This is a genomic window from Candidatus Accumulibacter phosphatis (genome assembly GCF_000024165.1).
Classification (GTDB): domain Bacteria; phylum Pseudomonadota; class Gammaproteobacteria; order Burkholderiales; family Rhodocyclaceae; genus Accumulibacter; species Accumulibacter phosphatis.
In genome coordinates, this window is sequence record NC_013194.1 from 2,941,627 (window position 1) to 2,963,318 (window position 21,692).

Annotated in this window: 17 protein-coding genes; 9 read left to right on the plus strand and 8 right to left on the minus strand. The window is 65.9% G+C overall.

The features are described 5' to 3' along the window. Positions 1-344: 344 nt before the first annotated feature. Genes CAP2UW1_RS12735 through CAP2UW1_RS12755 form a run of 5 tightly spaced genes read left to right on the plus strand, consistent with a single transcriptional unit; the run spans position 345 to position 5,076 of the window. Positions 345-1,259 (plus strand): ABC transporter permease subunit, encoded by a 915-nt coding sequence (locus tag CAP2UW1_RS12735; protein WP_015767025.1) that lies wholly within the window; start codon positions 345-347, stop codon positions 1,257-1,259. Continuing rightward, positions 1,259-2,560, plus strand: coding sequence for a high-affinity branched-chain amino acid ABC transporter permease LivM (gene livM, locus CAP2UW1_RS12740; RefSeq protein ID WP_015767026.1), 1,302 nt, complete (start codon positions 1,259-1,261; stop codon positions 2,558-2,560). The genes CAP2UW1_RS12735 and livM overlap by 1 nt, the downstream gene beginning before the upstream one ends. Further along, on the plus strand, positions 2,557-3,423 hold the full coding sequence (locus CAP2UW1_RS12745; RefSeq protein WP_015767027.1) for an ABC transporter ATP-binding protein: 867 nt from the start codon (positions 2,557-2,559) through the stop codon (positions 3,421-3,423). Before livM ends, CAP2UW1_RS12745 begins: the two co-directional genes overlap by 4 nt. Next, positions 3,423-4,160 carry an ABC transporter ATP-binding protein gene (locus tag CAP2UW1_RS12750; RefSeq protein ID WP_041568465.1) on the plus strand — a complete coding sequence of 246 codons (738 nt, stop codon included), beginning with the start codon at positions 3,423-3,425 and terminating at the stop codon, positions 4,158-4,160. Before CAP2UW1_RS12745 ends, CAP2UW1_RS12750 begins: the two co-directional genes overlap by 1 nt. 19 nt (positions 4,161-4,179) lie before the next feature. After that, positions 4,180-5,076, plus strand: coding sequence for a DMT family transporter (locus tag CAP2UW1_RS12755; RefSeq protein ID WP_015767029.1), 897 nt, complete (start codon positions 4,180-4,182; stop codon positions 5,074-5,076). A 27-nt stretch (positions 5,077-5,103) separates the two neighbouring features. Here the strand turns inward: CAP2UW1_RS12755 and CAP2UW1_RS23835 are convergent, their stop codons facing one another. From CAP2UW1_RS23835 to CAP2UW1_RS23845, 6 genes are all read right to left on the minus strand, one after another. Further along, entirely contained in the window at positions 5,104-8,124 is a 3,021-nt protein-coding gene (locus CAP2UW1_RS23835; protein WP_015767030.1) for an EAL domain-containing protein, read from the minus strand. 14 nt (positions 8,125-8,138) lie between these two features. Then, on the minus strand, positions 8,139-9,458 hold the full coding sequence (locus CAP2UW1_RS12765) for a diguanylate cyclase domain-containing protein (protein WP_015767031.1): 1,320 nt from the start codon (positions 9,456-9,458) through the stop codon (positions 8,139-8,141). Between the two features lie 99 nt (positions 9,459-9,557). Further along, positions 9,558-10,007 (minus strand): response regulator, encoded by a 450-nt coding sequence (locus CAP2UW1_RS12770; protein ID WP_015767032.1) that lies wholly within the window; start codon positions 10,005-10,007, stop codon positions 9,558-9,560. 10 nt (positions 10,008-10,017) lie between these two features. Then, positions 10,018-10,464 carry a response regulator gene (locus tag CAP2UW1_RS12775; protein WP_015767033.1) on the minus strand — a complete coding sequence of 149 codons (447 nt, stop codon included), beginning with the start codon at positions 10,462-10,464 and terminating at the stop codon, positions 10,018-10,020. Further along, positions 10,461-12,101, minus strand: a complete 1,641-nt coding sequence (locus tag CAP2UW1_RS23840) for a sensor histidine kinase (protein ID WP_015767034.1) — start codon at positions 12,099-12,101, stop codon at positions 10,461-10,463. Before CAP2UW1_RS23840 ends, CAP2UW1_RS12775 begins: the two co-directional genes overlap by 4 nt. Beyond that, positions 12,098-13,735 (minus strand): sensor histidine kinase, encoded by a 1,638-nt coding sequence (locus CAP2UW1_RS23845; protein ID WP_015767035.1) that lies wholly within the window; start codon positions 13,733-13,735, stop codon positions 12,098-12,100. Before CAP2UW1_RS23845 ends, CAP2UW1_RS23840 begins: the two co-directional genes overlap by 4 nt. A 657-nt stretch (positions 13,736-14,392) precedes the next feature. Here CAP2UW1_RS23845 and CAP2UW1_RS12790 point away from each other — a divergent pair. The 3 genes from CAP2UW1_RS12790 to CAP2UW1_RS25590 all read left to right on the plus strand — a co-directional run bounded on the left by CAP2UW1_RS12790 (position 14,393) and on the right by CAP2UW1_RS25590 (position 17,056). Then, positions 14,393-15,508 carry a phosphoserine transaminase gene (locus tag CAP2UW1_RS12790; protein WP_015767036.1) on the plus strand — a complete coding sequence of 372 codons (1,116 nt, stop codon included), beginning with the start codon at positions 14,393-14,395 and terminating at the stop codon, positions 15,506-15,508. A gap of 50 nt (positions 15,509-15,558) precedes the next feature. Beyond that, positions 15,559-16,731, plus strand: a complete 1,173-nt coding sequence (locus CAP2UW1_RS12795; RefSeq protein ID WP_015767037.1) for a 3-phosphoglycerate dehydrogenase family protein — start codon at positions 15,559-15,561, stop codon at positions 16,729-16,731. Between the two features lie 166 nt (positions 16,732-16,897). Next, a complete protein-coding gene (locus CAP2UW1_RS25590) occupies positions 16,898-17,056 on the plus strand; it encodes a hypothetical protein (protein ID WP_015767038.1) in 159 nt (52 codons plus the stop codon). A 112-nt stretch (positions 17,057-17,168) separates the two neighbouring features. Here CAP2UW1_RS25590 and CAP2UW1_RS24560 read toward each other — a convergent pair whose 3' ends face one another. Together CAP2UW1_RS24560 and CAP2UW1_RS12805 are read right to left on the minus strand one after the other, a co-directional pair. Continuing rightward, complete coding sequence (locus tag CAP2UW1_RS24560) at positions 17,169-18,149, minus strand: histidine phosphatase family protein (RefSeq protein ID WP_015767039.1); 981 nt, start codon at positions 18,147-18,149, stop codon at positions 17,169-17,171. Positions 18,150-18,274: 125 nt separating this feature from the next. Further along, a complete protein-coding gene (locus CAP2UW1_RS12805; RefSeq protein WP_015767040.1) occupies positions 18,275-20,824 on the minus strand; it encodes an ABC transporter permease in 2,550 nt (849 codons plus the stop codon). Between the two features lie 85 nt (positions 20,825-20,909). Between CAP2UW1_RS12805 and CAP2UW1_RS12810 the strand changes: the two genes are divergently transcribed. Continuing rightward, positions 20,910-21,653: a substrate-binding periplasmic protein gene (locus CAP2UW1_RS12810; RefSeq protein WP_015767041.1), complete on the plus strand. Its 744-nt coding sequence runs from the start codon at positions 20,910-20,912 to the stop codon at positions 21,651-21,653. Positions 21,654-21,692: the final 39 nt, after the last annotated feature.

The window sequence follows — 21,692 nt, forward strand, 5'->3', positions numbered from 1 at the left end:
GGGTGTCGGCGACGCGCCCTCTCCCGCCTGTCGCGTGGGGCTCTGTCGTCGTCCCCAGAGCCAATCGGTAGGTCACCACCCCTGAGACAACGCACGCCGCGAGCGAGTTGCCGCAGGCATATGACTTGCCGGCGCGCGGCAACGCCGGCGTGGCGGATGACAAAAACCTCGGGGCACCGTAACATGCTGTCGGGAAGCCCGCTGCCTGGCACGGTCGCCGCTCGCTCCAAGAAGGGGCCTGCCGACGCCGGCTGGTGCCCCAGCTGCCTCAACGCTCGGCTTCGCCGCCCGCTCCCACCACGCCGAGACGCATCGCTGACGCGTAGATAACAAGGAGGAGACGCATGGCTCTCGCACTTCAGCAACTGATCAACGGCCTGACCCTGGGTGCCGTCTATGGTCTGATCGCCATCGGCTACACGATGGTGTACGGGATCATCGGCATGATCAACTTCGCGCATGGCGACATCTACATGGTCAGCGCCTTCATTGCGGTAACCGTGTTCACGCTGCTCGCCAGCTTCGGCATCAGTTCGGTACCGCTGTCGCTGCTGGTGGTGCTGCTGGTCGCCGTCTTCTTCACTTCGATCTATGGCTGGACGGTCGAGCGAACGGCCTATCGGCCACTGCGCGGCTCGACGCGCCTGGCGCCGCTGATCTCGGCGATCGGCATGTCGATCTTCCTGCAGAACATGGTGCAACTGACGCAGGGCGCACGCGTCAAGCCGGTCGCGCCGGTACTCGTCGGCGGCATCGACATCCTGACCATCGACGGCTTCACGGTGCGGCTGGCTTATTCGCAAGTCCTCATCGTCGTCGTCACCGTGGCGCTGATGGCCGGCTTCACCTGGCTGATCACGAAGACCTCCTTCGGCCGCCAGCAACGCTCGTGCGAGCAGGACCGGACGATGACGGCGCTGCTCGGCATCAATGTCGACCGGACGATTTCCCTGACCTTCATGCTCGGCGCCGCGCTGGCGGCCGTCGCCGGCGTCATGGTCACCGTCTATTACGGCGTCGTCGATTTCTTCATCGGCTTCGTGGCCGGTATCAAGGCCTTCACCGCTGCCGTCCTCGGCGGTATCGGCTCGTTGCCGGGGGCGATGCTCGGCGGCCTGCTGATCGGCCTGATCGAGGCCTTCTGGGCCGCCTATCTGTCGGCCGAGTATAAGGACGTGGCGACCTTCACGATCCTCATCCTGGTGCTCATGTTCCGCCCTTCCGGCCTGCTCGGGCGCCCTGAAGTGGAGAAGGTGTGATGGCCGCCCTCGTCCTCGCGCAGCACAGCACCTCGCCCGCCGAACGTCTGAAGGACGCCGCCGCAGTCGCCTTCATTGCGCTCCTGCTCGGCATCCCGATGATCGGCCTGACGACCGTCGACCAGGGGGGAGCACTGCGGATCGCCACGCGCTGGCCGACCCTTTGCATTTTCGTCGGCGTCTGCTTTGCCGGGCGCCTGCTCCTGCGCTACGCCATCGACCGCTTGCGGGCGCGCAAGCAGGCGCGCGAACGCAGCGCCGTCTCGGCACCGACCGTCGATCAGGCGACGAGCCCGCTGTTGACCTGGATCGGCTGGGCGGCGCTCGGCATCTCCGTGGCGCTACCGATGCTCTTCTCGGAGAACCGCTACGTCGTCGATACGGCGACCACGGTGCTGATCTACGTCATGCTCGGCTGGGGCCTGAATGTGGTCGTCGGGCTGGCCGGCCTGCTCGATCTCGGTTACGTCGCCTTCTACGCCGTCGGTGCCTACACCTACGGCCTGCTCTCGACGCAGTTCGGCTGGGGCTTCTGGCAGGCGCTGCCGCTCGCCGGCGCGGTCGCCGCCAGCTTCGGCATCCTCCTCGGCTGGCCGACGCTGCGCCTGCGCGGCGACTATCTGGCGATCGTGACTCTCGGTTTCGGCGAAATCATCCGCATCATCCTGGTGAACTGGACCGAACTGTCCGGCGGTCCGAACGGCATCGCGTCGATTCCGCGCCCGTCGTTCTTCGGCTTGCCTTTCAAACCACCCGGCGACGACCCGACCTTCGCCTCGTTCTTCGGCCTCGAGTTTTCGACCAACCATCGGATCGTCTTTCTCTACTACCTGATTCTCGCGCTGGCCTTGCTCACCAATCTCTTCGTCTCGCGGATGCGCAAGCTGCCGATCGGCCGCGCCTGGGAGGCGATTCGCGAGGACGAGATTGCCTGCAAGGCGATGGGAATCAATGCGCGCAACGTCAAGCTCTCGGCGTTCGCCATCGGCGCCATGCTCGGCGGCTTCGCCGGCGTCTTCTTCGCCGCCCGCCAGGGCTTCATCTCGCCGGAGTCCTTCACCTTCAACGAGTCGGCGATCATTCTCGCGATTGTCGTGCTCGGCGGCATGGGCAGCCAGCTCGGTGTCGTCCTCGCCTCGCTGGTACTGGTCCTCTTGCCTGAACTGGGACGCGACTTTGCCGAATACCGGATGCTGCTCTTCGGCGCGGCGATGATCCTGATCATGATCTGGAAGCCAGGCGGCATCCTCTCGCACCGCGAACCGACGCTGCGCTACCGTGCCGACGGGGGACGCCGATGAGCGCCCCGCCACCGCTGCTCAGCGTCGAGCGGCTGACCATGCGCTTCGGCGGCCTGCTCGCCATCGACGACCTGTCGCTCGATGTCGCCGCGCGCAAGATCACCGGCGTCATCGGTCCGAACGGCGCCGGCAAGACGACCTTCTTCAACTGCCTGACCGGTTTCTACAAGCCGACGGTGGGCAGTGTCCGCCTCAACCACCCGCAGCGCGGCGTGCTGCGCCTCGAACAACTGGCCAGCCATCAGGTGGCGCGCTCGGCCCAAGTGGTGCGTACGTTCCAGAACATCCGCCTGTTTCCGCAGATGACGGTGCTGGAAAACCTGATCGTCGCCCAGCACAACGCGCTGCAGCACGCGTCGCGCTTCTCGCTCGCCGGCCTCCTCGGACTGCCCGGCTATCGCCGGGCCGAAGCCGCCGCCATGGACAAGGCCGTCGGCTGGCTCCAGCGCCTGGGTCTGCTCGACAAGGCCGACACGGCGGCAGGTGCCTTGCCCTACGGCATGCAGCGGCGCATCGAGATCGCCCGCGCCCTGTGCGTTGACCCGCTGCTCCTCTGTCTCGACGAGCCGGCTGCCGGACTCAATCCGCGTGAATCGTCCGAACTCAACGAACTGCTGAAGCATCTGGCGAGCGTCGAAGGAATCGCGATACTCCTCATCGAACACGACATGAGCGTGGTGATGAACGTCTCCGACCACATCTGCGTCCTCAACTACGGCCGCAAGATCGCCGAAGGCACGCCGGCAGATATCCAGAAGGATCCCAATGTGATCAAGGCCTATCTTGGCGAGGAAGATGCTGACGAACTGCGTGCGGACGAAATGCGAACCGACGCACCGACCGATCCGGAGGCTGTCCGATGATGCTGCAACTGTCCGGGGTACATGCCCACTATGGTGCGATCCATGCGCTGCACGGCGTCGATCTGTCGGTACAGGTCGGCGAGGTGGTGACGCTGATCGGCGCCAACGGCGCCGGCAAGTCGACGCTGATGATGGCGATCTTCGGTCAGCCGCGCGCCTCGAGCGGGCGAGTCGTTTTCGACGGGGAGGACATCACCGGTCTGCCGACGCACGAGATCGCCCGCCGCGGCATCGCACTGGTTCCCGAAGGCCGGCGCATCTTTCCGCGCATGACGGTGATGGAAAACCTGCAGATGGGCGCCGTCCTCGGCGAGGAGACGAACTTCGAGGTCGACCTGAAGCGCATGTACACCCTCTTCCCGATCCTCGAGGAACGCTGTACGCAGCGTGCCGGAACCCTCTCGGGCGGCGAGCAGCAGATGCTGGCGATCGCCCGCGCGCTGATGAGCCGGCCCCAGCTCCTGCTGCTCGACGAACCCTCGCTCGGCCTGGCACCCCTGTACATCAAGAAAATCTTCCAGATCGTGCGCGAACTCAATCGCGACCACGGGATGACGATCCTCCTCGTCGAACAGAACGCACACCACGCGCTGCGCGTCGCGCATCGCGGCTACGTCCTGCAACACGGTCAGATCATTCTCTCCGGCACTGGTCGCGAGTTGCTGGCCAACCCCGAGGTACACGCCGCCTACCTCGAAGGCGGGCACGCGGCCCCGGCTGCCCAGCCCGCGGCCTGAGCGGGCGTCTGGCGAAGTCGTGGACAAGGCGCCACCGCGCTGGCTGCCGTTCCTGGTGCTCGGCATCGGTTTGCTGGCCATTTCGTTCGGCGCCATTCTGGCGCGCATCGCGCAGGGTTACGGACTGCCGTCGCTGACCATTGCCACCCTGCGCCTCGGGTTGGCGGCGCTGCTGATCACTCCGCTCGCCCTCTGGCAGTCGGGCTCGGCCCTGCGCATGCTCAAGCCGCGGCAGGGACTGCTGACCGGCGGCGCCGGCCTCTTCCTGGCGCTGCATTTCGCGACCTGGATCAGCTCGCTGGAGTACACGTCGGTAGCCAGCAGCACGGCGCTGGTGACGACCAACCTGCTATGGATCGGCATCGCCTCCTTCCTGCTTTTCGGTGATCGCCCAAGCCGCCTGATGGTGATAGGCATCGTCCTTTCGCTGTCGGGCAGCCTGCTGATCTTCTGGAGCGACAGCCGCACGAGCGCGCCCGGAACGAATCCCTTGCTCGGGAACTTCCTGGCCATCGCCGGCAGCTGGTGCTTCTCGGCGTATCTGCTGATCGGCCGCCGCCTGCGTGCCAGCCTCGCGCTGCCGGCATACGTCTGGCTGGCCTATGGCAGCGCGGCGATCCTTCTGCTGCTCGCCTGCCAGGCCAGCGACACGGCCATCACCGGCTATGCCGACGCCGCCTATCTGGTCGCGCTGGGCATGGCCCTCGGCCCGCAACTGCTCGGGCATACTTCGTACAACTGGTCACTCAAGCACGTTTCGCCCACCTTCATCGCCGTCGTGACGCTCGGCGAGCCGGTCGGCAGCGCCGCCCTGGCATGGCTTTTCTTCGGCGAATCGTTCGCGCCTTTACAGGCGACCGGCTTCGTCCTGCTGCTCGTCGGCATCTACCTGGCGGCCCGCGGTGAGGGCAAGTAGTGCGCGGCGGCTCCACCCGGTGGCTCACTACCGTCGCAGGAACGCCTCGAAGTCGGCGAGCGCCAGCGGCCGGCTGAACAGGTAGCCCTGGTAGGCGAGGCAGCCTTGCGCCGCCAGCGCATCCTGCTGTTCGACGCTTTCGACCCCCTCGGCGATGACCGACAGACCCAGGGTCCTGGCGAGAGCGATGATCGTGCGCGCGATCACTTCGTCGTTGGGGTCGGTCAGCAGATCCCGCACGAAGGACTGGTCGATCTTCAGCTGATCGAGAGGCAACTGCTTCAGGTACGACAGCGACGAGTAACCCGTGCCGAAGTCGTCGAGCGAAAAGCCCACGCCCCGTGCCTTCAAGGCACTCATCTTGGCGATGATGTCCTGGACATTGTCGAGCAGCATGCTCTCGGTGAGCTCCAGCTTGAGATTGCGCGGGTGCGCGCCGCTTCTGGCGAGAACGGCCAACACCTGGTCGACGAAGTTCGCTTGCCGAAACTGCCGGGCACTGACGTTGACCGAAACCGTGAAACGTTCCCTCCCCGGCCTGGCGGCCCACAGTGCCGCCTGGGCGCACGCGGTCTCCAGCACCCACAGGCCGAGGGGCAGGATCAGGCCGGTTTCCTCGGCAACCGGGATGAACTCGGCGGGCGAGACGGTGCCACGCTGTTGATGCTGCCAGCGTAGCAGCGCCTCGGCACCGATGACTTGTCCGCTCGCGTCCACCTGCGGCTGGTAGGCCAGGAAGAAGCTCTGCCGTCCGACGGCTGCGCGCAGATCCTTCTCGATGTCGGCACGTGCAGTCACCACGGCCTGCATGCGCGGGTCGAAAAAGCGCAGGGCGTTGCGGCCCGACGCCTTGGCCTCGTACATGGCCAGGTCCGCTCGCTTCATCAACTCGTCGATGCCGACCTGCTGCCCGCCAAACAGGGTAATGCCGACGCTCGGCGTATTGTGATAGTCGTGACCCGACAGGTCGTAGGGGCGGTTGAGCAGCTTGATGATCTTCTCGCCGACGATCCGGCTCTGGCCGGCCGCCTCCTCGGGCCGCTCGCCGAGGTTCTCGAGCATGACCACGAATTCATCGCCCCCGAGACGGGCAACCGTATCCCCTTCGCGCACGCTGCTGCTCAGCCGCTGGCCGACCTGCTGCAGCAGGCGATCGCCCATGTCGTGCCCGAGCGTGTCGTTGAGCGTCTTGAAATTGTCGAGATCGATGAACAACAGGGCGCCCTGGCGCTCGCTGCGCACGCTCGACGCGATGGCTACCCGCAGACGATCGTGCAGCAGGCGGCGGTTCGGCAAGCCGGTCAGCGCGTCATAGAACGCGAGATGCCTGATCTCTTCCTGTGCCGCCTTGTGCGCGCTCATGTCGGTGAGTGCCGACACGTAGTGGGTCACCACGCCGTCGCCATCCCTGACCGAGGAAATCGTCAGCCACTCCGGGAAGACATCACCATTCTTGCGGCGATTCCAGATCTCGCCCTGCCAGACGCCGTTGCGTTCGATGCTCTCGCGCATCGCTGCGTAGAAGCTCGCGTCGTGCCTTCCCGAACTGAGCAGTTTCGGCGTCTGACCGATGCACTCGTCGGCGGCGTAGCCTGTGATGTCGGTGAACGCCTGGTTGACGCGCAGGATGACGGCATTGGCATCGGTGATGAACATGCCCTGCTGGGACTCGAAAGCGGTGGCGGCGATCCGCTCCCACTGTTCGGCCTGCTTGCGCTCGGTAACGTCGCGCGATACGACGACGACGCGTGCCGCCTCCCCCTGCCTGTCCCCGAGAACGCGTCCGGCCGACGCCATGTGGCGGACGCTGCCATCGTTACGCACCAGGCGATACTCGATCTCCTGGCCCCGGCCAGTCTCGGTCGTCTGCCTGAATACCCGCTTCACCCGCTCGCGGTCCTCGGGATGGACGTCGGCAAACGAGTCGCTGCCACGCAGATCCCTGGTATCGCCGAAAAACTGCCCATACGAAGGACTGTTGTAAAGTCGTTGGCCCTGCAGATCGAGGACGGCGATGTGCTCGCCAATGCTTTCCGAAATCAGTCGGAAGAACTCCTTCTGTTCGCGCAGGCTGGCTTCCAGTTGCTTCCGCGCCGTAATGTCCTGGGTCGTGCCGAGACTGCGCAGCGGCTTGCCCTCCTCGTCGAACTCCACCTCCGCCCTTTGCGTTATCCACCGTGTCGTCTCGCCAAAGACGAGGCGCAGCTCGTTGTCGAACGGCTCGCCCCTGAGGGCGGCGGCGGCGGCCTGCTGCAGGGTGTCGCGGTCGTCGGGGTGGACGCGCGCCATGAAGGCGTCCAGGCTGCCGACCGTTCCTGTGGGCAGACCCAGGATGCGACAGGTTTCGGCCGACATGTCTATCCTGCCGCTGACCAGGTCGTAGACCCAGCTACCGACGTTGGCAACTGCCTGCGCGCGGTTGAGATCGGCTTCGCGTGCCTGCAGTTCCGCGGTCCGTTGGGCGAGATCGCTGGCCAAGCGACGGACGTCATCGATCCGGCTCTGGTACGAGCGCACCAGAAAGACGATCAGGAGCAGGGCCACAAGGCTGCAAGCGCCTTGCACCAGACCATGCATCACGGCCGGAGTGGGCGGTGGCGTCGGCAGCCAGGCCCATGCATCGCCGACCACGAAGCCGACGATCGCGAGCACGGTCAGCGAGGCCAGAACGGCCGCTGCACGCAGGCCAAGCAGCCAGCCGCCCATCAGGATCAGCAGTGGATAGGCGACGACCAGCAGGGCGCGCAGACCACCGAAGAACGTCGAAACCCCGGTCACGGCAACCCAGGATCCCCAGACGAGAACCGTCTGCGCGGCTCGCTGACGGCCGGCCGACAAGAGGCGCAAGGCAGCCAGGGCGACCAAGGCCATGAGCACGGGACCGCTGACCCGCCACGGTTGGTCGGCCATGGTCAACAGAATGGTCGACGCGGCCGCCGTCGCGGCAGCCAGAATCGACCAGGCGCAGTATCTCAGGAACGCCTGTGAAGGCTGCCGGAAGCCCGCGTCGTCGGGCCGACTCGTGCCCGTGGCGAATTCCTCAGTCATCGCCGCTGTCCAGTCTAGCCTCCAGCCTGATCGGTCAGCGCGCGGAAGAAGCGGTAGCAGTTGCGCCCTGCCTTCTTGGCGTGGTACATCGCCGTGTCGGCGTTCTTGAGGAGCCGGTTGACGTCTTCACCGTGCTGCGGATAGACGGCGATGCCGAGGCTGGCCGAAATGCCGATCTCGTGGGGGCCGATGGCGAACGGCCGTTGAAGCGCCGCAAGGATCTTGCCGGCGACGACGACAGCATCCGCCGCCTTGTCCATCTGCGCCAGCAGGATGACGAACTCGTCACCGCCGAGGCGTGAAACGGTGTCCGATTCGCGGGGCACACAACTCTGCAGACGCAGCGCCACCTCCTTCAGCAGAAGATCGCCGACGTCATGACCCAGGGTATCGTTGACCGGCTTGAACTGGTCCAGGTCGAGGAACATCAGGGCCAGCGTCCCGCGGTCCCGCCGCGCCTGCGCCACAGCCTGCGCCAGCCGGTCGCTGAGCAGGGCGCGGTTCGGCAGATCGGTCAGTTGATCATGATGGGCGAGGTGCTGGACGCGTTCCTCGGTCACCTTGCGTTCGGAAATATCCTGCTTGATGGCGACGAAATGCTGAATCCTGCCGTTCATGTCGGTAACCGGGGAAATGGTCAGCGCCTCGTCGTAGACGCTGCCGTCCTTGCGTCGGTTGACCAGTTCCCCGCTCCAGACCTGACCGGCGAGGATCGTTGCCCACATCCGCTGGTAGAACGCCGCGTCCTGCCTGCCCGACTTGAGCACCTCGCCGGGAGTGCGGCCGACGGCTTCCGCCAGCGTTCGCCCGGTCATTGCCGTGAACGCCGGATTGGCCCACTCAATGGCCGCATTGACGTCGGTGATGACGATGCCGTTGGCGGCCGAATTCAATGCCGCCTCGAAGAGCCGCAATCGCGATTCCAGCCGCTGGCGGACCAGCGCGTGCCGTATCGCGCGACCGAGGGCGTCGTGCTCGAACTGGCCCTTGACCAGGTAGTCCTGTGCGCCGGCCCGCAGCGCTGCCTCGGCGAGCTGGTGATCGTCGCGACCGGTAAGCACGATGATCGGCACATCCGGGATCACCCGGCGCATCGCCTGCACCGTGGCGAGTCCGGCCGAGTCCGGCAGCGAAAGATCGAGCAGCACGACGTCCGGCCGGCTCGCCGTGGCGGCGGCAACCCCCTCGGCAAGTGTCGGTACCCAGGTCACCGGATCCTTGTCGCCGATGCAGCGAAGACCGGCAAGGCGAACGTGGGCCCGGATCAGGCCCAGGTCACCGGCGTCGTCTTCGATCACCAGAATGGAAATCCGCTGTTGGATCGCTGTACTCATTCCCCGTTCTCCATCACCCGCACCGGCGACGCGGCGAGTGCGTCGCCGCGCATCGCCGGCATCCGCGGTGCACTACCTGGCACGCGTATCCGCCCAGGTTCATTCGCCATTTTGCGGCAGGCGCACCAGTTTGAACCAGTACTCGCCCAATATTCGCACGGTGGCAATGAACTCGCGCAGGTCCGCCGGCTTTTGCACATAGCCGGCGGCACCAAGCTCATAAGCGCGGCGAACGTCAGCTTCCAGTAGCGACGTCGTCACCACGACCACCGGAATCGCGCGCAGCGTCTCATCCTGCTTGATTGCCGCGAGGAACTCGAGGCCACCCTGGCCGGGCATCTTGAGATCGAGCAGAATCAGGTCGGGGTGTACCGCCCCGGCCCAGCGTGCTCCCTCCCGGCGCAGACACCGCATCGCTTCCCGCCCATCGGCCGCACTGCTCATCTCGGTAGCGAAACCGTTCCTGACGATCGCCAGTTGCATCAGCCGGGCGTCGCCGGGCTCGTCCTCGACAATCAGGAGGCGCCTGGTTTGTAGTCGCTGGTTCATGTGATTGGGCTCACCGGCGTTCAGGCAGCCGCACCAGAGAGGTCCAGTATTCACCGAGTTGGCGGATCTCGGCAATGAACTCGCTCACATCCAGCGGTTTGGCCACGTATCCGGCCGCCCCGAGTCGGTACGCCCCCCGCACATCCCGCTCGACGTCAGAGGTGCTCAGCACGACCACCGGGATGGCCCGCAACGCTACGTCCGCCTTCACGGCGACGAGAAACTCCCGGCCGTCCAGGCGCGGCATGTTGAGATCGAGAAGAATCAGGTCGGGACGCAGCGCTTCCTTGAAGCGATCGGTCTCGCGGCGCAGATACTCGAGTGCTTCACGACCGTCGACGACATGCTCGAGCGTGGCGTTGATGCGGGTCTCGGCCATGGCCAGCCGGACGAGGTGGGCATCCGCCGCATCGTCTTCGACGAGCAGAATGCGCAGCGGGGAAGCCACTCCGGTCACGGCCGCGCTTCCAGGGTAGCGTGCGGCGCCGTCGGTGCGACATCCCCCGCGGGCAGTTCGATCAGCACGCTGCAGCCACCGCCGGCAGCCTCTTCGAGCCAGGCGTAACCGCCCGCACTCTCGGCGATGCGGCGGAGAATGGCCAGGCCGACGCCGGTCCCTCCGCCACTCGTTGCCAGCCGTTCAAAGACCCGGAACACGCGCTGCCGGTATTCGTCTTCGACCCCCGGACCATTGTCGCTGATGCGATAGCGCACCGAGGCGCCGACTCGCTCGCCGGCGATCTCGATCCGCAAGGACTGGGCACCGCGCCCATGGCGCAGGGCGTTGTCGAGCACGACCCGGAAGAGTTCGCGCAAGCGCGGCGAGTCGATCATGGCCGCAGGCAGCCTGCCCACTTCGACCCGGGCCGCCGCCTGGGCGATCACGTCGGCAAATTCCACCAGTACCCTGCTCAGCGTCTGCTCGGCATCGCAGGCCTCGATGCTGCCGCGCGGCTGATCGGCAGCCAGATACAGCTCGACATCGCGGAGCAGTTCCTGCAGTCGAAGCGCCTGCTGGTTGATGAAGTCGAGCGAAGCCTGCACCTCCGCATCGTCGACGCGCCCGGCCAACTGGGCGCGCAGGCGGCCGGCATAGCTGGCGACCCGGCGTACCGGCTCCTGCAGGTGATGGGCAGTAACCTCGGCAAAACGCTGCAGATCAGCCGTTCGCTGGGCGACCCGCAGCTCGAGATTCCGCCCGTGCGCCCTGGTCGCAGCGAACAGTCTTGCCTGCCATGCCGCATGCCAGGCGAGCAGCAGACTGAGCAGCAGGGCGGCGGCGCACTTCCACAACACGCCTGACACGTCCTGCCAGCCCAGCACCGGAGCGATCCGCAACGTCCAGGTCACGTCAGCGACAGGCAGGCTGCGTTCGACGGGAGCGACCAGAGGTGACGACGACGCGCGGATCACCTGCTCCTGGCGCGTCGTCGGATCGACGCGCGACAGTTCCCAGGCGTATCCACGTTCCTGCAGTTCCGCCAAGCGCGCCTGGGCCAGCACTTCCGGAATCGCCAGAAGGACGACAGCAAAGCCCCAGAAGGCTTCCCGACCCTGGCCATCATCGAGGAAGAGCGGCAGGCGACCGGCAGCCACCTGCCGGCCCTCGCGCAACGTCAGGGGACCGCTCAGTGTCAAGCGACGTCCGTCACCGGCCGCTGGCGATTCGTTCGCCGATTCCAGATCACGCAGCAGGTCGTGACCCATCCTTTCCGCGTTGACCGCAGACGGCAGCGTCAGGGCAAGGGCCCCTCGCGGCGCCAGTTGCAGCGCCACGGCGCCAGGGTAGAGACGCAGCAAGCGAGCCGCCGTCGCCTCGAAGTCGGGAATGCTGCCTTTGCCCTGGCGCAGCATCACTGCCAAGGTGTCGGTCAGGGACAGCGCGTGCTCGATACTGGTCTGCAGCGCCCAGGCGCGCTCAGCCGCCAGCCCGCTGAGCGCAGCGCGCTCTGCCTGCCGGCGGTCGGCCTCGTAACGCCAGATCAGCCCGGCAGTTACCGCGGCCGCCAGCGAGAAGACCAACAGGGCCACGTAGGCCGGCCGGCAGAACAGCCCGTCCCTGGCCGGCGCAAGTCCAGTCGCCGGTCCGCTCATACTCCCCCCTCGGCCAGCGGCAGCACGACGCAGAAGCGGCTGCCCTCGCCTTCGCCGCTCGACTCGACCCAGATGCGCCCGCCATGGTGCTCGACGATCTTGCGGCAGAGTGCCAGGCCGACGCCGCTGCCTTCGTAGATGGCACGGCTCTGCAAACGCTGGAACATCTGGAACAGGCGCCCGACCTGAGCGTGGTGGATACCGACTCCGTTGTCGGCCACCGAGAGCGACCAGTCGCTGGCGCTTACCCTGCTGGCAATGGTGATCACGGGCGTCCGCCCGGCGACGCGGAACTTGGCTGCATTGCCGATCAGGTTCTGGATCAGTCGCAGCATCTCGTCCGGCCGAACGAGGACCCGTGGCCAGGTCCCGTGGACCTTGACGGTGGCCTCCGCCTCGGCGATCGCCGGTTGGAGAAACAGCAATGCCTCGTCGAGGATGGCTCGGCTGTCGACCCATGTCGGCGGCTCACCCAGACGGCCGACGCGCGAGTACTCGAGCAACGCAACGAGCATGCGATCGAGGCGCTTGGCGCCGTCGATGGCAAACCCGAAGTACTCGCGGCACTCGGCGTCGAGTCCGTCGCCCAGGCTGATGCCAAGCAGTTGCAGGTAGCTGGAGATCATTCTCAGGGGCTGCCGTAGATCGTGCGAAATCGCGTAGCTGAACTGTTCCAGTTCGGCGTTCGAACGTCTGAGTTCCCCCTCCACCTGCTTGCGCTCACTGATGTCCTGCGTCGTGCCGAGGCCCCGAACGGGCCGGCCATCGGCATCGCGGAGCACGTCGGCATTGACGCGAACCTGCCGAATGCTCTTGCCGACCCGGACGCGGTGCTCGTTTTCGAAGGCCCCACCCTTGTCGAGCGCGCATTGCCAGGCGGCGACGAGCGACTGGCGATCTTCGGGCACGACACGCGCCAGGTACGTCGCGTAGCTACCGACGCTACCGCCGGCCAGACCATAGATCCGGCAGGTTTCCATCGACAAGTGCATCTCGTCCTTCGCCAGGTCATAGGTCCAACTGCCGACATGGGCGACGGACTGCGCCCGGATCAGGTTGTCCTCGCTCTCGCGCAGAGCACGCAGCGTGTCGTCGAGCACCTTGACCTTCTGATGGAGTTCCTCCTGCAGCGCTTCCTGCGCGCGGATGAGGCGGTGCGTGCGGATAGCCGAGTAGACCGAAACGCAGATTCGGTCGGCGCTCAATTCCGACTTGAGTCGGTAGCCGTCGATTTCGTAGCCGATGACCACCTCGCGCTGGGGTGCGTAACCCGGCTGCCCGGTAATCAGAACGATCTGCACGCTGCGGTTGCCAAGGTCGTCGCGAACGTGGCGAACGAGGTCAAGGCCGGCCCGATCGGACTCCATCACGACGTCGAGCAGGATCAGGGCGACGTCGGGATGGGCGACCAGCACGGTTCTCGCCTCCTGCGCCGACAGGGCATCGAGCAGCAGTAACGGGCGGCCGTCGATCACGACGTCCTGCAGAGCCAGGTGGAGCACGGCATGGACGTCCTGTTCGTCGTCGACCAGCAACACCTTCCAGGGATTGCCCATAGCGGCGGTTGCCGCCTCCCCCGCTGCCGGCAGGAACAGGTCCGAAAGCAGATCAGAGTGCGTGGCCCCGCTACTCATCGTGGAACCTCCAGGCGAAAACCGCGTCGGCGAACCGCGGCACGGCGGTCCGGAGGTGCCGGTCCGCTGCCCCGCGGCAAGACAGAGGCCGCCAACCGGCTGGCCGCAAGCAACCGCCCGTGCAAGACAACCCCGCACAGACACCGCCAACTGCCGCCGCAAGAGCCACCCGCCGCGATGACCAATTCGATGGAACCTTTCTTCTGATGTCGAAACGCTTCGCCCAGCGTTCCCTGTCATGGCCGATACGATGCAGCAGACAACCATGGCGGCCACGCTCCCGACAGCCACCGGGAACGACCTGTGCAGTTTGCCTGAGGCTTCGATGACCTCCCTAAGCCAGAAACGGCACGAAAACGGTTTACTTTAGGGTCCGCCAGTCAATTCCTCAACGCGCATCGCCAAACCCGGAAGCGGCAATACGAGCTGACAGGGGATCCAGGAAGTCCCCCCAGCACTCTGACGCACGCTGCCAGCACTGCCGGCGCGGGCCCGCTCCGGGCGCGCACGGCAACGGCCGCAAACCCCGTTGCAGCGGGCTCCTGCTTCCCGCGAAAACTCAGTCTGTTACAATTCGGGGCTGGCTCGCTGGCGCCCCCCGGACCTGCAGGCAGGCGCCGGCCCCCTCGTTCCCTTTCCCCCAAGACAGAGGCAATCATGCAACCCACAGCAAAACCCAAGAATCCGAATTTCTCCTCGGGGCCCTGCAGCAAGCGGCCGGGCTACGACGTCAGTGCCCTGAAGCTCGACACGCTGGGGCGCTCGCATCGCTCGGCGCTCGGCAAGAAAGCCTTGGGCCTGGCGTGTTCGGAGACCGCTCGTATCCTCGGCCTGCCCGAAGGCTACCGGGTCGGTGTGGTGCCGGGTTCGGATACCGGGGCGGTGGAAATGGCGATGTGGTCGCTACTCGGCCAGCGCGGCGTGGACGTCCTGGCTTGGGAGTCCTTTGGCTCGGGCTGGGCCACCGATGTCGTCAAGCAACTGAAGCTTGCGAACGCCAGGGTGCTGAAAGCCGACTACGGCGACATCGTCGATTTCTCGCAGGTCGATTTCGAAAACGATGTCGTCTTTACGTGGAACGGCACGACCTCCGGCGTCAAGGTCGCCAACGCTGACTGGATCCCGGATGACCGGGCCGGCCTGACGATCTGCGACGCGACCTCGGCCGTCTTCGCCATGGACTTGCCCTGGGCGAAGCTCGACGTGGTGACCTTCTCCTGGCAGAAGGTGCTGGGCGGCGAAGGTGCACACGGGATGCTCATCCTCGGCCCGCGCGCCGTCGCCCGTCTCGAGTCCTACAGCCCACCCTGGCCCTTGCCGAAGGTCTTTCGCCTCACCTCGGGCGGCAAGCTCAGCGAAGGTATCTTCCGGGGCGAAACGATCAACACGCCGTCGATGCTCTGCGTTGCCGACTATCTCGACGCCCTCACCTGGATCGAGGCGATTGGCGGCGTCAAGGCAGCGATCGCCCGCAGTGAAGCCAACCTGGCGGTGATTGCCGATTTCGTTGCCGCCAACGACTGGATTTCCTTCCTGGCCAAGGATCCGGCGACCCGCTCCAACACCAGCGTCTGCCTGAGTGTGCAACTCGACGCCGAGCAGGTCAAGAAGCTGGTCAAGCTGCTCGACAGCGAAGGCGTGGCGTTCGACATCGGCTCGTACAAGGACGCACCGGCAGGCATCCGCATCTGGTGTGGGGCGACCGTCGAGACGGCCGACCTGCAGGCGCTGATGCCATGGCTTGCCTGGGCCTACCAGCAGGTCGCCGCCTGATTCCGCGGCGCCGCACCCTTACCACAACCCCCTTTCAGAGCGACATTTCCATGTACAAGGTCAGAACCTACAACAAGATCTCGGTCAAGGGCCTCGATCGATTCCCCCGTCAGGCGTACGAAGTCGGCAGTGACATCGCCCACCCCGACGCCTTCCTCCTGCGCAGTCAGAAGCTCCAGGGCATCGATGTGCCGGCGTCGCTGCTCGCCGTCGCGCGCGCCGGTGCGGGCGTCAACAACGTTCCGGTCGCCGAATATGGCAAGCAGGGAATCGTCGTCTTCAACACCCCGGGTGCCAACGCCAACGCGGTCAAGGAACTGGTGATGGCCGGCATGCTGCTGAGCGCTCGTGGCATCGTCGACGGCATGAACTTCGTGCAATCGCTCGGGGAGCTGAACGATGCCGCCGAGATGTCGGCACGCCTCGAGAAGGAAAAGTCCCGCTTCGCCGGTCACGAGATCAGCGGCAAGACGCTCGGCATCGTCGGTCTGGGGGCGATCGGCTCGATGGTTGCCGACATGGCGCTGGCCATGGGCATGCAGGTGGTCGGCTTTGATCCGGTGTTGTCGATCGACGCCGCCTGGCGCCTGTCGAACGAAGTCAGCCGCATGGAGAACCTGCAATCGCTGCTGGCCCGCTCCGACTACGTCTCGCTGCACGTGCCGGCGGTCGACGCGACGCGGCACATGCTCAACAGCGATACGCTGGCGGTGATCAAGGAAGGAGCCGTGTTGCTCAACTTCGCCCGCGACGCGATCGTGGATTCGGCGGCCATCCTGCGCAGTCTGGACAGCGGCAGGCTTGGCAAGTACGTCTGCGACTTTCCCGAACCGACGCTGCTCGGCCATCCGAAGATCATAGCCATGCCGCACATCGGCGCCAGCACCGAAGAATCCGAGGAAAACTGCGCGGTCATGGCGGCCAACCAACTGGTGGATTATCTCGAGAACGGCAACATCGTTAACTCGGTCAACTTCCCGAAGATCAGCATGGAGCGCAGCCCCGGTACATCGCGCATCACCTTCGCCAATGAAAATGTCTCGGGCGTCCTCGGGCACGTTCTTTCCGTGCTTGCCGACAACAAGGTGAACGTCGTCGACATGATGAACAAGAGCCGCGGCGAGCTGGCTTTCAATATCGTCGACGTCGAGCGCGAGCCCGGCGACGCGGTGATCGACGCCATCAAGACGTCTGCGCACGTGATTCGCGTGCGCGTGATCTGACCCGGCCTGCGAAAAGGGCGGGCCGGCGCGGCTCGCCCACTCCACTGGACGCGATCGGCTGCTGCTTAGCCGAACCGGAACCAAGAAATGTGACCAGCGGTCGTAGAGTCGTTATGGACGGTCGGGGCCGGAGCCGATTGCGGCAATCCCTTGACAGGAGGAAGCCATGAATCTCCAACTGCTGGCAAGTCTCGGTTGGCACGAGTTGCCGATTCTGATCTTCGCGGGGCTTCTTGGCGTGGTGTTCTTCCTGGTCATCCGCCAGAATCAGAAAGACTACCTGGAATTGGTCGGCATTCTCACCAGCAGCAAAGCGGACTCGTAGCCGCCGCCTGACGCGGAGCGCCGGATGTCAGCCCGGCGCGGCGTCAGGAACATCCGGCAACGCTTTGCCGAACCGGATTGCCGCGCTGACCTGCGCGATTCCAGTCGCGAGTTCAGGTTTCGAGGAGCCGCTTGGCCAACTTGCCGACCAGTTTGCGCAGGGCAGGTTCGTCGAGCAGGCGCTTCGCTTCTTTCGGCCCAACCCAGCGTCGCTCCCGATGGCTCTCCTCCCACTCGTCTTCAGGAACGCTTTCGCTCACGGCCATCGGGAACACCGCCACCTTGCACACGCCGCCCCACTTTGCGTAGTCGTAATGGCCAATCGGCTCGGCGTCGAGTTCACCACGCACTCCCGCCTCTTCGAGTGCCTCCTTGCTCGCCGAGTCGCGCAGCGACAGCTCGGGCTCCTTGACGCCCTTGGGAATGACCCAGCGGGTCGCCTTGCGTGAAGCGATCACCATGAGCTCCAGCTTGCCGTCGACGAGGCGATAGGGAAGAACCGCCGACTGGGTGAAAAAATAGTCGGGAACCGGCCCTCGCGGCTCATCGTCGTCGACCTTGGGCTCCCTGTCCGCAATGTCGTCGGGCACCTGGCCAGGCCGCGTCAGCGAGATCAGGCTGGCGCAGCCACGCCCGAGGTTCTGCCAGTCCTCGACCATTTCCAGTCGGGCCAGTGCCGAGGTCGGCAACACCTTGCCGTCATCGGGAACGGTGAAGCCGCCGGCCGCCAGATACTCGACCAGTTCTTCCAGGCCGGGATTGTGGCCGACCAACATTACCCGATGGACGTTCTTCGGGCACTCGGCCAGTGCCGCCAGCAGATCCTCGACCGGCGCCGCGTAGAGGCGCTCGTCCCAGCGCACTTTGTTCAACGACAGTCCCATCGTTTTGCAGGCCGCCACCGTGGTCGCCCGCGCACGCTCCGCCGGCGAACTGAGAACGGCGTCGGGGAGCAACTTCTCGTGCTTGATCCACGCCCCCATCTTGCGGCTACCCACCTCACCACGACTGACCAGTGGGCGATGAAAATCTTCGTGACCGGTAGTCCAATCCGACTTCCCGTGCCGCAATACCAGCAATGTCTTGCCCTTCATGTCGAAACTCCTTCTCCCCGTTGGTACACACTCGCCACGGCAACGGCCGCGCACCGATGGTCTACGGCCGCTTTTGACGGCGATCCGTATGATAACGGATAAGGCGGCGTCGCCAGCACTGCCGGCTAGGCGCTGCCTCCCCGCAGCGCTTCGAGCGGCGCGGCCTGCAGCAAGCGTGCGGCGGCAAACCACCCTGCTCCGGTGACCAGCAAGGCACCGCAGAGAATCGCCGCCGGCGGCAGCCATGGATCGATCGCCACCTCGAAACGGAATACCTGGCGCGCCAAAAACTGGCCGACGGCGATCGCGCCCAGCGAGGCGATCAGCCCCGAGAGCGCACCGATGGCCGCGAACTCGGCCAGCAGCGCTCGCCGCAACTGCTCGCGACGGGCGCCCAGGGCGCGCATCACCGCCAGTTCGTAGCGGCGCTCCTCGGCTGCCGAAGCCAATGCGGCATAGAGAACGATGACGCCGGCAGCGAGCGTGAACAGGAAAATGAACTGCACCGCGCGTGCCACCTGATCCATGATCGACTGCAACTGACGCAGGATCGCCGCGACATCGATGACCGTCAGATTGGGGAACTCGCCAATCAGGCGATTGACGAAATCCGCTTCCTCGGGAGCCAAGTAGAAGCTCGTGATCCAGCTGGCCGGGTAGCCATCGAGAACCACGGGCGGCGTCAGGACGAAGAAGTTGGCACGCATGGTATCCCAATTGACTTTGCGCAGACCGACCACACGCAAGCGGATCGCCTCGCCGGCAACGACGAACTCGATGCGGTCGCCGACTCCCAGGCCAAGCGTCTTGGCCAGACCATCCTCGACGGAAGCTGCCCCGTCATCGCCATCGCCCGCGAGATCGGCGCTCGAGAACCAGCGTCCCGCACTCAGCCGGTTGCCCTCGGGTAGACCGGCGCGCATCGACAGATTGAACTCGCGATCGATCAGCCGCTGCGCCCTGTCGTCGCTGTAGCTGGCGGCACTGACCTCGACGCCGTTGATGCGGGTCAGGCGCCCACGCACCATCGGTGCCAGTTCCGGCGACAGGCCCTGCGCCGTCAGTGCCGCACGCACCGGCGCCACCTGCTCCGGCTGGATGTTGATGACGAAGCGGTTCGGTGCTTCCGGCGGAACGGCGCGCCGCCAGGCATCGAGCAGGTCGCCGCGGATCGCGGTGAGCAGCAACAGGGCCATCAGACCGAGGGACAGCGCGACAATCTGGACGACGCTGGCGCTCGCCCGTCGCTCGAGACTCGCCAGGCCATAGCGCCAGCCGATCCCGGCCTGTCCGCCGTTGCCCGAGCGGCCGCCGCCGCGCGCCGCGGCAGCGAGCCTGACGGCCAGACGAGCGATCCCGGCAAACACGAGTAGCGCAACGCTGAAACCACCGACCACCCAGGTGCCGAGTTCGACCTCGCCGGCCACCCAGAACATCAGGCCGGCGAGTGCCAGGAAGCCGACCACGTAGCCGCCCAGGAGAGCGCTGCGCGGACTGCCCAACTCGCGGCGCAGAACGCGCAGCGTCGATACCTTCTTGAGCTGCAGCAGGGGCGGCACGGCAAAACCGAAGAGCAGCACCAGACCAACGACGACGCCCTGCACCGCCGGCAACAGACCCGGTGACGGCAACGGCGTCGCCAGCAACTGCGCCAGCCAGGCGTACAAGGCAAAATGCGCGAGGTAGCCGAGCCCGCAGCCGAGCGCCGCCGCCAACACACCCAGAACGGCGAACTGTCCAAGATATAGGCGCAGCAGCAGGCCCTGCGTCGCACCAAGACAACGCATCACGGCGCACGGGTCGAGGTGGCGCTGGACGTAGCGCCGCGCCGCCAGCGCCACGGCCACGGCGGCCAGGACGACGGTCAGCAGCGCCGAGAGACCGAGGAATTTCTGCGCCCGTTCGAGCGCGACACGGATCTCCGGCCGGCCGTTCTGCGGGTCTTCGATCCGTTCGCCGCGCGCCAGGCGCGGCTCGATCTCGCGCTGGAAGCGCTGCACGACTTGCTGGTCGCCGGCCAGCAGCAGGCGGTAGCCGACCCGGCTACCCACCTGCAGCAGGTCGGTCGCCGGCAAATCGTCGAGGTTCATCAGCAGGCGTGGGGCGACGCTGAAGAAATTGATGCCGCGATCAGGCTCGAGCGTCAGCACCGCAGCGACGCGTAGCGAGGCCCGCCCGACGACGACCGGATCGCCAACGCGTGCCGCCAGCGCCGAGGCCAGACGCTCGTCGATCCAGATCGTGCCGGCGGCCGGTACGCCGCGCGCCGGAGCGTCGGCCACATTCAGCGCCGGGGCCGTGCGCAGTGTCCCGCGCAGCGGATAACCGGTCTCCACCGCCTTGATCTCGGCCAATTGCGCGCGCAGGTCGTCGCCTGCAGCGCGCGTCACCATGCTCGGGAAGGTCCTCGTCTCGACCACCTGCAGCCCGCGCGCGCGCGCATCGGCGGCCAGTTCCGCCGGCCACGGATGATCCGCCGTCAGCAGCAGGTCTGCACCGAGCAACTGGTGGGACTCACGGTCAAGCGCCTGGCGAACACGGTCGGCGAAGAAGCCGACCGCCGTCAGCGCCGCCACGGCCACCGCCAGCGCCGCCGCCAGCAGCCGTAGCTCACCGCCACGGGCATCGCGACGCAGCATGCGTGCGGAGAAGAACAACAGTTGCAGGTTCGGCATAGCGCGCCTCTTCGAGTGTGTCCGACTACATGGTCATGCAGAAATGCTAGACTTCAGCGTAGTACGACCAAGGGAGTGAAATATCGTGCCCGGCATCCGTAGTCAAGCTTGCCTGCTGTTGCTGGCCCTCGGGCTGAGCCTTCCCGTCGGCGCCAGCGAGCGGACGTTACGCGTCGCCGTGCTGAGCAAATCGCCGCCAATGTCCTTTGTCGACGCCGCCGGCAAGCTCGCCGGCTTCAACGTACGCGTGGCACATGCCCTGTGCGATGTGATGAGCGTGCGCTGCGAGTTGACGGCGATGCCGCTCGAGCGCGTGGTCGATGCGGTAGCGGCAGGCGAATTCGACTTCGCCGCCGTAAGCCTGCTCGATACGGCGGAACGGCGCTCCCGGATCCTGTTCTCGAAGCCGTATTATCGCTCGAGCAGCATCTGGTTTGCCCGGCCGGGAGTCGAGCCGGGGGCTGCCGGGATTCGCGTCGCCGCCGTCACCGGCAGCGCACAATCGCGCTACGCCCGGGCGCACGGCTGGAACATCGTCAACGTGCCGCATCACGCCGAGTTCCCCGCCTTGCTGACCGAGAGAAAGGCCGACGCCGTGCTGCTGCCGATGGCCAGCGCCCTGACCTTGCGCCAGGAACCATCGATCCAGTCACTGGGCCTGGTGACCACTGTCATCCAGCGACCCGAACTGAGTGGCGAGGTGTGTTTCGGCATTGACCCGCAAAACCCGGAACTGCGCGACCAGATCAACAAGGCCTTCGACAGGATCAAGCGGGATGGCCGGTTCGACCGCCTGAACAGCGAATACCTTCCCTTCCGCCTGCAGTAGCCAATGCCGAGGCCGCACACCGTCCTGTGCTGCACCGCT